Origin of the sequence: Mammaliicoccus sp. N-M50, assembly GCF_022386995.1 — a bacterium.
In the GTDB taxonomy this organism is placed as follows: Bacteria; Bacillota; Bacilli; order Staphylococcales; family Staphylococcaceae; genus Mammaliicoccus; species Mammaliicoccus sciuri_A.
The window spans coordinates 81,047-95,316 of the sequence record NZ_JAJNJA010000003.1 but is presented as its reverse complement, the minus strand read 5'-3'; the positions used below and the strand labels follow the sequence as shown (position 1 = coordinate 95,316).

The window sequence follows — 14,270 nt, the reverse complement described above, 5'->3', positions numbered from 1 at the left end:
GTGACTAACCACACTAAAAAACCCCCTTATTCCACGAAAATAAGGGGGTTTGGTGTTGTCCATGATGGAAGCTATCATGGTTGTATTGTATGGAAATATTATACAATATTGTTAAGCTCAATTCAAAAGTTTTCTTCACAATTTTCAATGTATATATACTGAAATTTAGCGTGTTATGTACCGTTATAAGTGATACAATAGATTTTAAATTATTTAATGTGAGGTTTGAATGATGACAAATGTATATTTTTTAAGACATGGTGAAACGGATTGGAATTTGGAAGGTAGAACGCAAGGTAGAACGGATATTCCTTTGAATCGTAATGGCGAATTACAAGCAAAGGAAAGTGGTGTTGCTTTAAAGGATAAAGAAATTGATGTCATTATTACGAGTCCTTTAAAAAGAGCTAAAAAAACTGCCGAAATCGTTCAAGAACAATTGAATGTAGATTTGATTGAAAGAGAAGCGTTTATTGAATTATCGTTTGGTGATGCTGAAGGTTTGACGCTAGCTGAAAGACTCGAACGATTCCCAGATCGAATTTATCCTAATAGTGAAGATGGGTCTAGCATTGAGCGTAGAATTTTAAATGGATTGTCTGAAATACATGAAAAATATCCAAATCAAAATGTAGTAGTTGTATCTCATGGCGCCTTCATTAATGCCATATTATATCATTATTCAAATGGAGAAACAGGGACAGGAAAAATTAAACTTACAAACGGTAGCATATCGTCGTTAAAAATATCAGACGATAAAGTAGAAATATTAGAATGTAATCAAGTAAATCACTTGTCTCAATATAAGAAAATTGGTGAGATATAAAGGATGATTGTATGAAAATTAGAATGTTCGATTCAAAAGATGCAAAAGCAGTTAGTGAAATGATTATTCACACATTGAGAACAACCAATGTAAAAGACGAGCCTGTTGAAGAGATAGAAAAAGTTGTGAGTAGCATGACACCTGAAGCAATAATTGAAAGAGCAAGTTTTACAAATTTTTATATATTTGAAGAAAATAATCAAATAATAGCAACAGGTGCAATTGGACCGTATTGGGATAGCGAAACTGAAAGTAGCTTGTTTACCATTTTTGTATCACCAGATCATCAAGGAAGAGGTGTTGGTAAGCTCATAATAGAAACTCTTGAAAATGACTATTACTTTAAACGCGCACGACGTATAGAAATTCCAGCGTCAGTTACAGCAGTAGAGTTCTATAGAAAGTATGGTTATGATTTCAAGAATGGTATCAAATTTCAAGATGATGAAGGTATTTATAGAATGGAAAAATTTAAATAAAACTACCTAAGCTTTAGTTATCTATATTTCTATATTCATAACTTAAACTTATCATTCAAAATACTTAATTTGTCATATTTATTATGATTCATTTGTGATAGCTTGAATATAAGAGAAATATAGAGAGAAAGAGGATATTATGTTTGTTTTCATTTTAATGGAAGTGTTATTACCGCTTCTTATTTTAATTTTTGTTGGGTTTTTATTACAGAGAAAGTTTGCATTTAATTTAAAACATTTTTCTACACTTATTACTTATTGTTTAATGCCTGTTGCGGTTTTTGCGAATATTTATGATATTACGATTCAGATGGATTTGTTGTTAAAGGTTCTTTACTATATTGTAGCTTATAGTTTAGTTATGATTTTAATTGGTAATTTATTTGCTAAAGTATTGAATCTTCAAAAAGGTGAGAGTGCAGCGTTAAAGAATAGTATCTCTTTGATGAATTCTGGGAACTACGGTTTGCCGGTCAGTCAGTTAATCTTTAGTCAAAATCCTATTGGTGTTGCTGTACAAATCTTCGTGCTTATTTTCCAAAATCTACTTACGTATTCTTATGGTATGTATAATTTACTTTCCACTACTAAAAGTTTAAAAGATATTGTCATTTCTTTTTTGAAGCTACCTGTTTTTCACGCACTGATTTTAGGTATTATATTTCAAGTAGGGCATATTAAATTATCTCAAGTGTTTCTTATTCCTATCCATCAAATTTCAGATAGTTTTGCGCCAATTGCTTTAATTTTATTAGGTGCTCAATTAGCGCATATTAAATTGAAATTATTGCATAGAGCGATTATGGGATCGTTGATTGGTAGGTTGATAATTGGACCACTTATTGCACTTAGTTTAATTTATATATTCCATATTGATGGTGTTATTGCACAATCGTTATTTATAGCTAGTGCATTTCCAACTTCAAGAAATACATCAACAATTGCTTTTGAATATGATGTGGAACCAGAACTACATGCTCAAATTGTTTTATTCTCTACATTATTAAGTTCAGTCACAGTTTCAATCGTCATTTATTTTTCATATATACTATTTACTTAAGTGAATATCGTTTAAATTTATAATGTCCATGCTTACTAAGATGTAAGCGTGGACAATTTTTTGTTTGTATACCATTAGATGAAAAGTGTATATTATTATATTTAAATATTAAGTTGACACTATAAAAAAGTGAGCGTATACTCTTTAAACATGAAAAGGAGCTGTATACGTTTGAAGTTTAATAAAAAGAAAATCAACGTCGTAGATATCGGTATGGCAAAGAAAAGTGTATTTGCTACTGGTATTGGTAATGCAATGGAATGGTTTGACTTTGCACTATATTCTTACCTTGCAGTTATCATTAGTAAGAATTTCTTCAGTCCAGTTCAAAATGATGAATTAAAATTAATTTTCACTTTTGCAACATTTGCGATAGCATTCTTACTTAGACCAGTGGGCGGAATCGTCTTTGGTAAAATAGGTGACAAGCTAGGTAGAAAAGTTGTCTTAACATTTACAATTATAATGATGGCAATTTCTACTTTGATTATTGGACTATTACCTACATATGATCAGATCGGAGTTTGGGCACCAATTTTATTATTGCTAGCTCGTATTTTACAAGGTTTCTCAGTAGGTGGGGAATATGCTGGTGCGATGGTTTATATCGCAGAGTCTTCACCGGATAATAAAAGAATTAGATTAGGTAGTGGTTTAGAAATCGGTACTTTATCTGGTTATATTGTGGCATCTATCCTTGTTACAGTATTATTCTGGACACTATCAGATGCTCAAATGAATTCTTGGGGTTGGAGAATTCCATTCTTCTTAAGTGCGCCAATTGGATTGATTGGTCTTTACTTGAGAACACATTTAGAAGAAACACCAATTTTTGAAAATGATATCGCTGATCAAAAAGATCAACTAAGCGTTATTGAAATTATAAAACAATATAAAAAAGATATCTTATTATGTATTGTGTTTGTAGCCTTCTTTAATATTACAAACTATGTATTATTAGGTTACATGCCATCATACCTAGATGAAACGGTTGGTATTAGTGATCGTATTAGTACACCGATAACAGCGGTTGTATTACTGATTATGGTACCGTTCGCACTTACATTTGGTAGACTTGGTGACAAAATAGGTAATAAGAAAGTAATTTCTTTCGGTCTAATCTTAGGTATATTAGTATCTGTTGTTTCATTCCAATTCTTAAACATTGGTGGACTAGGATTCTTATTCCTTGGATTACTATTGTTAGGTATCGTATTATCAGTTTACGAAGGTACAATGCCAGGGTCATTACCAACATTGTTCCATACAGATATTCGTTACAGAACATTATCATGGACATTTAATATTTCAGTTTCGTTATTTGGTGGTACAACACCGTTAGTAGCTTCATGGTTAGTACACGTGACAGGTAATAATTTAGCACCTGCATTCTATTTATTAGGTGTGAGTATTATTGGTCTGATTGTTGTCTTAACATTATTTGAAGATACTTCTAAAAAATCATTAAAAGGATCTTATCCAACTGTAGCATCGAAACAAGAATTTGTTCATGCTGTAGAAAATCCGAAAGATTCATTATGGTGGCATAACGAAAGTACAAAATCATAATTTATATTAAAGAGTCTGGGACAGAAATGTTCCAGACTCTTTTTCATATTTTTAGAAATATGAGGGTCAACATTGCAAGTGGGGCGTGACAAGCAATGTTGGAGGACTGAATATTGCAAGTGAGGTGCGACAAGCAATGTTGGAGGACTGAATATTGCAAGTGAGGCGTGACAAGCAATGTTGAGGACTGAATATTGCAAGTGAGGCGTGACAAGCAATGTTCAAGACCTTGTATTTATCAAGATTGATCAAACAAGATAAATAGCGGCCTTGTATTTATCAAGACTAGCCAAACAAGATAAATAGTCGCCCTGTATTTATCAAGATTGACCAAACAAGATAAATAGGAGCGTTGTATTTATCAAGACTGACCAAACAAGATAAATAGCGGCCTTGTATTTATCAAGACTGACCAAACAAGATAAATAGCGGCCTTGTATTTATCAAGACTGGCCAAACAAGATAAATAGTCGCGTTGTATTTATCAAGACTAGCCAAACAAGATAAATAGTCGCCCTGTATTTATCAAGATTGACCAAACAAGATAAATAGTCGCCTTGTATATTGCAAGACTGATCAAACAAGCAACATAGAAGCTCACGCTAATATTGATTTTTCCTTATAAAAAGACTGGGACACAATATAATGTCTCAGTCTCTTGTAGTTTCTTGACAGTAGGTGACTGAATTGAAATGCGCTTGTACTAAGCTTTTTCAACTCTAGTCATCCTTGCAGGAACGGGACTAAGAAATTTTTTATATGTGTAATGAAAGACTTAATTGGGTAAAGTAGTGAAGTAGTAATAGTAAATGATATATTGTAAGAGGAGCTGATAAGGATGGGAAACATAGTAAAACGTATTTTAAGATATGTTGGTACAGTATTAATTATGAGACTTATAAGAAATCTTTTTAGTAAAGGTTCTAATAAACGTTAAAGAATCATGAATTTCTTTAGATTATTATTAAAATAATGTTTAGAGTTTATATACGTCGGGTATTTTATTATTACAAAGCTATTTACCTAGAGTGGTTTTGAAAATATTTATTCGTATATGACATAAGCACCGCACAAATTTGTGTGGTGCTTTTATTTGTTAAATATATCTGTATCAAAAAAGAAGCATATCACAAAATTAATTAAGTGATATGCTTCTTTATATTTATTGTACTTTCTATTTTTTAATTGCTTTTAAAATGAATGAAAGTACTAAGATTAAGATGATTGAACCGATTAATGCTGGAATAATTGCAATTCCACCTATTACTGGTCCCATATCTCCTAATAATTTACCACCAATTGCTGAACCGATAATACCTGCGATAATATTACCAATAATACCGCCTGGAATATCTTTACCTAAAATAACACCTGCTAGCCAGCCGATTAAACCGCCGACGATTAACATTAATATAAAGCCCATATATAATTACCTCCTATTTTTACACTTCTTTATATATATCCAATGTGAAGATTCGTTAAACACTTATAAAGAAAATAATTGGTAAAATTAAACAATAATTGTAGTAAATAGTTGGTTTTTTAAAATATTGGTATTATTTTATGAGCTTCCAGGATATCTTTAGTCCAAAAATATTGTTTGCCTTGTCCTGTATATGCTGGTACTAAAACATCATTTCTAATACAGGCATAGAACCATTCTGGATCGACACCACTATATAATAAAGTTTGGTATTCAATAAAATCTGCTTCCCAGTTTATATTAAGTTCTTTCATAACTATACACTCCATAAATATTAAGCTTTATGACCTGCAATTAAGTCTTTTCTTTCTAATAATGTACCACTATTTAATAGGCTTGAACCGCGCATAACAACATCTTTGCCATATTTCATACGTATAAAATCTAAATGATTTTCGAGTGTCTCTGTCTTAATTTGATATGGATCGTCGAATAAAGATAATTGTTTAATTTGGTTCGGAATAAATTTGCCAAATGATATAGCAATCGTTCTATAAAGTCTGTCCGGCTCTAACCGTTGAGATAAATAATCCCATAATAATTGTGTGATAACATAAGTATTCATGAATCCCGTTTTATTTGTAAATTGCTTCCGCACACCTCCAACGTCTGCATAACCGACACTCACGCTAATACGTGTAGGGTATAAATTGAGCTTCCTAGAACGGAAATAAACTTCATCTACTTGTTCATTTAATACAGTCTTAAGTTCATTCATACTGTAATCACGCATAAGTATTTGCGACTTACCTAGAGATTTATCATATATACGATGAGGATTTCTAATGACACTTTCATCAATACCATTAGCATGCAAATGAAGGTCAACACCAATAACGCCAAAGTCCCGCTTCAAATATTCCACAGGATAATTAGCTAAGTGACCAATTGTAAATATCCCTTTCTTATTAAGCTTAGCTTCTGTACGTCGATTGATTCCCCACATGTCTCGTAAAGGCTGAATGGACCAAACTTTAGACGGCACATCTTCATAGCGCCATTCTGATATACCAAGACTCGTATGCTTTGCGTCAATATCCATCGAAAGTTTAGCGAGTAATAAATTAGATCCAATACCAATCGTGCTACGAATTTGAGTATAATTAAATATACGCTCTTGAAGTTGCATCGCTAATGAAAAGGGAGAATGCGCAAATAAATGGTAAGACTCTGATACATCCATAAAGAATTCATCAATACTGTATTGATGAAAATCTTCAGGAGCAACATAATCCAAAGCAATTTTGCTAATCTGTGTTGATAATTGCATATATTTCTTCATAGATGGATTAATAACATAGATATCTTTACGTTGAGGTATTTCATATAAACGAGAACCTGTTTTAATGCCAATTGCTTTTAAAGGTGGAGTAGCTGCCAAGACAACAGAACCTTTACGCTTCGTATCAGCCACAACAGCTAGCTTAGTCGTTAGCGGGTTCAAACCTTTTTCAATACATGAAACAGACGCAAAGAAACTCTTTAAATCCACACATAAAATATCCCGATTTAGACAATAACTGTAGTCATACATAAAAATCACCCTAGTCATATTGTACTTTTATTATACGAACATACGTTCTATTTTGTAAAGTATAAACTTGTGTAAAAGCACAATATGTTATCATTTTATGAATGTTACGTACTACATTAAGACTTTAAATCTTGCCATTCTTCCCGTAAAAGTCCCATTCTAATAGAGTCATAATAAGTCCCGTTATAATATCTTACTTTTCTAATTCTAGCTTCCATCGTCATACCAAGACGTTCTCCAATTTTGATCATCCCTTTATTTCCTGACCAAGTTGTATAACCAACGCGAACAATATCTAAAGTATTGAATAAATGATCAATCCACATACGCATGACATTTGTGCCAATGCCTTTACCCCAATTATCAGATTGATAGATTGAAATACCCATCTCTAGCCACTTAGAAGGTTCATGTTCCCAATAATAAGAGACTGTACCAATAACTTCGTTGTTGTATATCACAGCCCATCTATTCGGAACATTGATCCAATCATCCTTTTGTAGCAAGAAATCATCATACGACATAGCATGATGAGGAAAATAAGGCGCATCCCATAACTTCCATTCAGGATTTGAATCTTTAAAAGCCATCTGCCATATACTCTTTAAATCTTCTAACTTAATAGGTCTAATATGTAATTCGCGATTTTTACCCATGTTATCCCTCAGTTCTGTATAAAATAATTAAAATTATTTTATCATGTGAATTGGAAAAATTATACTTATTTCAGTTTTACAGTTTTTGACAATTATATTCACTAATTATAAAATATAAAAAAGAGAGGTGCTCATTATGTCAGAATATGTTACGAGAAATGAATTTGAACAATTGCTCTGATTTAAGCTAGTATTAATAGATACATTAATTTACTAACAAAAGAGGGATATGATGAGTAAATATTTTATTGGAATTGTACCACCTGAACCTATGTATAGTACGGTACTTAACTTACAACATCAATATATGGATAGAATAGGTGTAGAACCACATATTACTTTAAAAGCTCAAAGTAATTTAACAATAGATGAAAATTGGATAGAAGATATTACTAATTTGATTAATCATACTTCTAAATTTACTGTAACACCAAAACAAACAGATTATTTTGGTAAAGAAGTATTATACGTGTCATTTGATTCATTAGAAATTCATGACTTACATCAACAAATAGTGGGATTATTAAATGTTACAAAGGAAATGCAACAAAAGTATTTTGAAGGGGATTTATATGTACCACATTTAACTGTGGGTAAGCAAAGTTATGGAGATAACATTAGTACTGGAAATAATATAAATCATTTGTTGAATATGGAAAAAGAATTGAATGAGAAAGATATATTTAAACCATTTCAAGTGAATGAGGTTTATATTTATAAATATGTAAATAATAAGTATGTTCGCCTAAAGAAAGTTGGATTGAAAGATTAAAATTGATAAATACATTTTTTAGAATCTAAATTTACTAATTATAAAATATAAAAAAGAGAGGTGCTCATTATGTCAGAATATGTTAGGTGTGTTTTAATAAGAGAGACTTAATCTTACAAAATTGTAAGCTTAGAAGCCTGTTGTGACAACAATGTTAGGACTATTTCAAGTGAGATGATGCTATCATTTTACTTGAAAGGAGAGATAACATTGAAAGGTTTATTAAAAGGTATTGTTTTTCTAATTATATTTGTCATTTTATGTTGTTGTTTATTAATCGTTATATTTAGTACATCTGGCTCAAGTGAGATTAAAGGTGTATCAGATCAATTAAATCCATTTATGAAAGAGAAATACGCTTATGTAAAGACAAAGCTACCTGATGCTGTTGAAGAACATAATATTAGAAGATATAAGCAAGATATTGTAGATGAAGATGGTAAACGTACGAAAGTGGAATTTATATCATCAGATGAGCTTAAAACAAATCACTATTTAAAAATTAAGCATAAAGGTACACATGTGGAATCATTTGAAGAAGTTGATAAAAGTGAAATACCAAAGAAAGCGCTAAACGCTATAGAATAAAGGGTGCGGGATAATCTAATTATCTCGTTCCTTTTTTAGTTGTAATAAATATTTAATATAACGAAATATTCTTCAAGTATATTAATTAATTATGGTTTGTAATACAATATAAAAATAAAATATAAGGGGGATTATTATGAAGTACAAGTTTGGAACAGCAATAATTTTGACGACAAGTGTATTATTTGCTCAATCTGTTGGATATATCAATGCAGAAGAACATCAAAGTGAACAAACAGAGAATACAAGCAAATCGATTAGTTTTGAACGAGCACAAAAGATGAACCCGAAAGAATTAACAGGCTTGCTAACGGATGAAGATCTTAAATTACATAATAAAGATGCAGAAGAAAATTCTACAGAAATAGAGTCAAATCAACATACAAATGAAGCTTATCAAGATGTTAATAATTATATTGCTAAAAATAATATTAAGCCATCTACAATCACGCAAGATTCTAGAATGGATAGTTTGCCGAAGTATGATTATAAATCAGATAAGTTTATCGGTGTGATTATACATGAAACAGCTAATCCTGATAGCACAATAGATGAAGAAATCAATTACATGTATAACAATTATGAAAGCGCGTTTGTTCATGCTTATGCAAGTAGCAGTAAAATCGTTCAAACAGCATCTAGTGGTTATTTAGCTTGGGGTGCAGGCGCAAAAGCCAATCCATATTTCTATCAAATAGAATTGGCTCAATCTAGTACATTTGACCAGTTTGCGAAATCGGTCAATAATCAAGCATATTTAACTGCGAAAATGTTACACCAAAATGGACTGAAACCATCATTAGCCGATAATAATGAAGGAACAGGTACAGTTATCAGTCACAATGCCATTAGTCAGTATTATGGTGGAACAGATCATACAGATCCAATCAATTACTTTAGTCAATGGGGCTATGATATGGATCAATTTTATAGTCTTGTACAAAAGCATTATAATGATTTAAATGAAACAAGTGACACTATTACAGGCGATACACATACTGTTGTTTCTGGAGATACGTTGTATAATATCTCACAAAGAAGCGGCGTAAGTGTAGCTAAACTTAAATCATTAAATAATTTAAGTTCAAATGATATAAGTGTAGGACAAGTATTGAAACTGAAATAATTAAAAACACCTCTAAAGTGCAAGCGTTACTGTAACTTTAGAGGTGTTTCTTTATTTAAATTTAGGTATCAATTTAATATAGAATAGTTCGCCAATAAGCTCGACAAGTGTTTGTGTGACGACAACAGTTGTCACAATTGTTGACCATTTGTCTGGTAGAGATAAAGCTAATGGCAAGACAACTAATGCATTTCTTGTGCTAGTACTAAAAGCAATCGTGCGTTTTAAATCTGAAGGTAAAGCAAAGATTTTACCAGAAAGATATCCAATAAAAGGCGCGATGATCATAAAACAAATGTAAACAGGAACAACTATCCATACGACGTGTAAATCATTAAATATTTTTGAAATTTGAGAGCCTATAACAGTCATTAATGCGAATCCCATAAAAGGAACAGGCAACCATTCTGATAAAGATAAAATGTTCGACATAGCATCGGACTTTTTGCTTAAAATCTGCATGAAAATTGCTATGAATAAAGGTACTAGAATAAGATATACAAAAGTCTTTAGAAAAGGTATAAAGTCAATGTATTCTGAGAAATCTTGGTTTAAAAATATAAGAAAATATATCGGTAATAAAATGATTTGTAGAATAAATAAAATAGGTGTAGCAATCAACATAAAGCTTTCATTTCCATGACCTAACTTCGTAAAAACAATCACATAATCAATACAAGGTGTCAGTAAAACTAAGTAAATGCCGATTAGAAGCGGTGTAGATGTAATATGAAATGCTGTGACAATTAGAAAAACAATGATAGGAATAAAAATAAAATTAGAAATAATAAGTGCTACAAGAAATTTAAAATTTGATACCTTTTGACGTAAAGATAAAAAAGGAATTTGCGCAAACATACTAAACAATAGAATCGCAATTAAAATAGAAATAAAAGGTTCAAAAATAAGACTAGCATGGTCAAACAATAGACCGAAACCTACGCCCATCATAATAAATAAAAGATATATATAAATTTGTTTATCCTCTAAAAAAGATTTCAAGTACGACATCATAACCTCCTGTAAATCGCTTAATATAAATCATAGTATGAAGTAGAAATTAATTCAATTGAATAAAAAGATAATGAATATTGTTATAATATGATTACTAATACTATATTTATTGATATTTGTAAGGGGATAGACACATGAAATCTATTTTTATGATGGATGAACTAAATGATATGGAAGAAACTCAAAAAACAGCAAAATATTTTATAGATAAAATTGAAAATTATATTGATATTCTGAAAAAAGATTACGAATTAAATGACATGCCAGAACACGTCATATGGACAAGTGATTATGTAATGACACACGTATTTAAGAATAAGGTACCAGCGTTTACAAATGAAAAAGGTATATTTATGAATATTGAAAAAGAAAGTTGGATGACCTTTTTAAATGGTCAAATCAAAAGTGACATGTCAGAAACGACTCAAAACATATTTAATAACTATTTAGAAAAAGAAATATTGTGCATATTAGGTCATGAAATTACGCACCATTGCGACTTCTTTTTAACAGAATTTGATGATCTTGACATATCATCAGATGACTTATGGTTTGAAGAAGGATTGGTTACTTTCTTACCAAGGTATTATTTATATAATGACAAAGAATTTAAAGAAATTATACAGTATGAAACAGAATTATTTAATTATTACAAATCAAAATATGATGAAAATAATTTAGAATCATTCACATATGAAATTTATAAAAGTAATGATAATGCATATGTCATGTTTCATTACTGGAAAAGCTTTTTAGCAATAGTTGATTTAGTTGAAAACTACTATGAAGGCAACATTCATAAGATGATCAAACACTATCAACAATGGAATAAAGAAGGAAAAAAGCAAAAATTAAGTGAATACCTATTTAGGAAATAAGGGAGTGAGATAATGGATAGTTTGACAGAGCAACAAAGATTATTATGTGAAGAAGTGTTGTCGAAACCTTTATTTGCCCATTTATCTACTGTAGAAAAATGTGAGCCAAGAGAATCTCCAGTATGGTTCATTTGGGATAATAAATCATTATGGTTTATTGGAAACTATAAGACGGATTCTTTTCCAAAGAGAATAGAAGAAAATGGGAAATGTGCAATAGGCATTGTAGAATATGATGTAACAAATGGAATTGTTAAGCATATAGGATTCAGAGGTTATGCATACCTAGAAAAGGCAGATAATAAGATTATAAAAAAATTATTCCATAAATATATGGGTGAAGAAAATAACTGGCATCCGAGATTTAAATCAGTACTTGGTAATACTGATTATGTATTGATTAGATTTGAATATCAAACAATAGTAGCAAGAGACCAATCATACTAATAATTACAAGAAGAAGCGGTGGAAAATGACAAAAGTTATTATAATTAGAGGGAATTCAGGAAGTGGGAAGTCATCTTTAGCAAAAGAATTACAAAATAGAATAGGATTTCATACTTTGTTAATTTCACAAGATACGATTAGAAGAGAAATGTTATACGATAAGCCTGGCAATAAGACAGTGGAACTCATCGATCATTTAATCAGATATGGATTGGAAAATTGTGATTATATGATTATTGAGGGTATTCTTAAAGCGCATAGGTATGGTGATATGCTGAGAAAACATTTTGCAGGCAAGAAAAATGTGTTTACGTATTACTATGATATCTCTTTTGAAGAAACGTTAAGCAGACATAAGAATAAAGAAAATGCTGAATTTGGTAAGGAAGAAATGAGTAAGTGGTTTGTTGCTCATGATTACTTAGGTTTAGAAAATGAAAAAATAATAACAGAACATATAAGTTTAAACGAGATGGTGGAAAAAGTGTTGGAAGATATTAATTTTAAAGAATAACAGCGACTTTCCAATAAAAAATTTAAAACTTGCCTATCCTTTATATAGCAAACAGGTTAACGCTTTCATACTTTAGCATAATATTGATTTATTTCGAAAACTGAAACAAAATAGATGAAATATTAGCTGAGATGTTCTAATATGTACAAATATGATAGTGAATAAATCAAGGGAGTAATGAAAATGGAAAGTTTTATATTTAGCGTTATTGGAGTTGTAGTATTAATAGCTTTTATTGTGATGTTAGGCACGACGGTTGTTAAAGCGATTAGAGATACTAGGTTCAGGATTCCGTTGCTAAGTACCATTATATTATTCTTTTTAACTTTAGGTTGTGCTGTTGGAATTGTTTCAACTGAACCTGTCCAAGATAATCATTCAAAAATTAAGTTCGATGATCACGTAGCAGAAGCACAAGCGAATGAATATGTTCAGAAAAAAATGAACCATTCTAAAGAGATTAATTATGACAAGTATAATAATGAAACATATAGCCATAACGAATTGTTGAAAATCACAAATGCTAAGGTTGATAAAATTAGCCATAGTGAAGCAGGTGATAAAATCGTCGAAGTTACAAAAGGTAGTGGGGACGATAAAGTGTCATATTATATTATAGATTATGATCATAAAAAACTTGAAGAAGGCGAAAGCTATACTTTTTATGGTAAAGAAGATTTGAAATATGATGCAAACAGCCAATTACATGGATTTAATGTATGGAAAGTTGAATAGAGAAAAGCAGAGTCTAAGACACGCTACGTTGTCTTAGGCTCTATTTTTTCGATTGTTATTATCAATACTAAATGAAAAATAAAAATTTGCTCTTGCCAAATAAAAAATCATGTATTATAGTTAAAACGTAGTCATTACGATTTACCTCCGGAAATGAGATGGCTACTTTACTTACTTAATATACGATTTCAAAAGAGTGAGACATCAATTGCCGTCTCACTCTTTATATCTAATGATTTATTTCAAAAATTTTAAATGTAAAAGGAGTATATAAAATGGCGAAGAAGTCAAAAATTGCTAAAGAACAAAAAAGAATTCAAATGGTTGAAAAATACCGTGAAAAACGTGAAGAATTAAAAGCTAATAAAGATTACGAAGGTTTGAAAAAATTACCGAGAGACGCTTCTCCTACACGTATTACACGTAGATGCCAAGTGACTGGCAGACCAAGAGGTGTATATAGAAAATTCGGTATGTCTAGAATTGCTTTAAGAGAATACGCACATAAAGGTCAAATACCTGGATTAAAAAAATCAAGTTGGTAAGATTTTTGGTTTATATGGGATAAATAGATAAAAGGTAGGGGAAA

At 30.8% G+C, this 14,270-nt stretch carries 17 protein-coding genes; 12 read left to right on the top strand and 5 right to left on the bottom strand.

Going from position 1 to position 14,270, the window contains the following annotated elements:
• The first annotated feature begins 232 nt into the window (after positions 1-232).
• The 4 genes from LQ622_RS06155 (at position 233) to LQ622_RS06140 (ending at position 3,934) form a co-directional block, all read left to right on the top strand.
• Positions 233-826, top strand: coding sequence for a histidine phosphatase family protein (locus LQ622_RS06155; protein ID WP_239774774.1), 594 nt, complete (start codon positions 233-235; stop codon positions 824-826).
• An 11-nt stretch (positions 827-837) separates the two neighbouring features.
• On the top strand, positions 838-1,305 hold the full coding sequence (locus LQ622_RS06150; RefSeq protein WP_239740067.1) for a GNAT family N-acetyltransferase: 468 nt from the start codon (positions 838-840) through the stop codon (positions 1,303-1,305).
• A gap of 139 nt (positions 1,306-1,444) precedes the next feature.
• Positions 1,445-2,365 carry an AEC family transporter gene (locus LQ622_RS06145; protein ID WP_159315283.1) on the top strand — a complete coding sequence of 307 codons (921 nt, stop codon included), beginning with the start codon at positions 1,445-1,447 and terminating at the stop codon, positions 2,363-2,365.
• Positions 2,366-2,536: 171 nt separating this feature from the next.
• Positions 2,537-3,934, top strand: a complete 1,398-nt coding sequence (locus LQ622_RS06140; RefSeq protein WP_159315282.1) for an MFS transporter — start codon at positions 2,537-2,539, stop codon at positions 3,932-3,934.
• Positions 3,935-5,108: 1,174 nt separating this feature from the next.
• Here the strand turns inward: LQ622_RS06140 and LQ622_RS06135 are convergent.
• The 4 genes from LQ622_RS06135 to LQ622_RS06120 all read right to left on the bottom strand — a co-directional run bounded on the left by LQ622_RS06135 (position 5,109) and on the right by LQ622_RS06120 (position 7,607).
• The gene (locus LQ622_RS06135) at positions 5,109-5,357 is read right to left on the bottom strand and encodes a GlsB/YeaQ/YmgE family stress response membrane protein (RefSeq protein WP_025904335.1); all 249 of its coding nucleotides are present in this window, start codon (positions 5,355-5,357) and stop codon (positions 5,109-5,111) included.
• A gap of 119 nt (positions 5,358-5,476) precedes the next feature.
• Positions 5,477-5,671 (bottom strand): hypothetical protein, encoded by a 195-nt coding sequence (locus LQ622_RS06130; protein ID WP_037588788.1) that lies wholly within the window; start codon positions 5,669-5,671, stop codon positions 5,477-5,479.
• Between the two features lie 20 nt (positions 5,672-5,691).
• Positions 5,692-6,951, bottom strand: a complete 1,260-nt coding sequence (locus LQ622_RS06125) for a Y-family DNA polymerase (RefSeq protein WP_126476625.1) — start codon at positions 6,949-6,951, stop codon at positions 5,692-5,694.
• Between the two features lie 116 nt (positions 6,952-7,067).
• Positions 7,068-7,607 (bottom strand): GNAT family N-acetyltransferase, encoded by a 540-nt coding sequence (locus LQ622_RS06120; protein WP_204188831.1) that lies wholly within the window; start codon positions 7,605-7,607, stop codon positions 7,068-7,070.
• A 232-nt stretch (positions 7,608-7,839) separates the two neighbouring features.
• Here LQ622_RS06120 and LQ622_RS06115 point away from each other — a divergent pair, with 232 nt between their 5' ends.
• The 3 genes from LQ622_RS06115 to LQ622_RS06105 all read left to right on the top strand — a co-directional run bounded on the left by LQ622_RS06115 (position 7,840) and on the right by LQ622_RS06105 (position 10,093).
• On the top strand, positions 7,840-8,379 hold the full coding sequence (locus LQ622_RS06115; RefSeq protein ID WP_239774772.1) for a 2'-5' RNA ligase family protein: 540 nt from the start codon (positions 7,840-7,842) through the stop codon (positions 8,377-8,379).
• A 210-nt stretch (positions 8,380-8,589) separates the two neighbouring features.
• On the top strand, positions 8,590-8,967 hold the full coding sequence (locus LQ622_RS06110; protein WP_159315279.1) for a YxeA family protein: 378 nt from the start codon (positions 8,590-8,592) through the stop codon (positions 8,965-8,967).
• A gap of 136 nt (positions 8,968-9,103) precedes the next feature.
• Positions 9,104-10,093, top strand: coding sequence for a LysM peptidoglycan-binding domain-containing protein (locus tag LQ622_RS06105; protein ID WP_239774769.1), 990 nt, complete (start codon positions 9,104-9,106; stop codon positions 10,091-10,093).
• 51 nt (positions 10,094-10,144) lie between these two features.
• Here the strand turns inward: LQ622_RS06105 and LQ622_RS06100 are convergent, their stop codons facing one another.
• The gene (locus LQ622_RS06100; protein WP_239774765.1) at positions 10,145-11,104 is read right to left on the bottom strand and encodes an arsenic resistance protein; all 960 of its coding nucleotides are present in this window, start codon (positions 11,102-11,104) and stop codon (positions 10,145-10,147) included.
• A 137-nt stretch (positions 11,105-11,241) separates the two neighbouring features.
• Between LQ622_RS06100 and LQ622_RS06095 the strand changes: the two genes are divergently transcribed.
• The 5 genes from LQ622_RS06095 (at position 11,242) to rpsN (ending at position 14,226) form a co-directional block, all read left to right on the top strand.
• Positions 11,242-11,985 carry a hypothetical protein gene (locus LQ622_RS06095; protein WP_239774764.1) on the top strand — a complete coding sequence of 248 codons (744 nt, stop codon included), beginning with the start codon at positions 11,242-11,244 and terminating at the stop codon, positions 11,983-11,985.
• Positions 11,986-11,997: 12 nt separating this feature from the next.
• Positions 11,998-12,432, top strand: coding sequence for a pyridoxamine 5'-phosphate oxidase family protein (locus tag LQ622_RS06090; protein ID WP_204258301.1), 435 nt, complete (start codon positions 11,998-12,000; stop codon positions 12,430-12,432).
• 25 nt (positions 12,433-12,457) lie between these two features.
• On the top strand, positions 12,458-12,946 hold the full coding sequence (locus LQ622_RS06085; protein ID WP_239774763.1) for a kinase: 489 nt from the start codon (positions 12,458-12,460) through the stop codon (positions 12,944-12,946).
• Between the two features lie 183 nt (positions 12,947-13,129).
• Positions 13,130-13,681: an NADH-quinone oxidoreductase subunit J gene (locus LQ622_RS06080; RefSeq protein WP_239774762.1), complete on the top strand. Its 552-nt coding sequence runs from the start codon at positions 13,130-13,132 to the stop codon at positions 13,679-13,681.
• A 275-nt stretch (positions 13,682-13,956) separates the two neighbouring features.
• A complete protein-coding gene (rpsN, locus tag LQ622_RS06075; RefSeq protein WP_025904347.1) occupies positions 13,957-14,226 on the top strand; it encodes a 30S ribosomal protein S14 in 270 nt (89 codons plus the stop codon).
• Positions 14,227-14,270 lie beyond the last annotated feature (44 nt).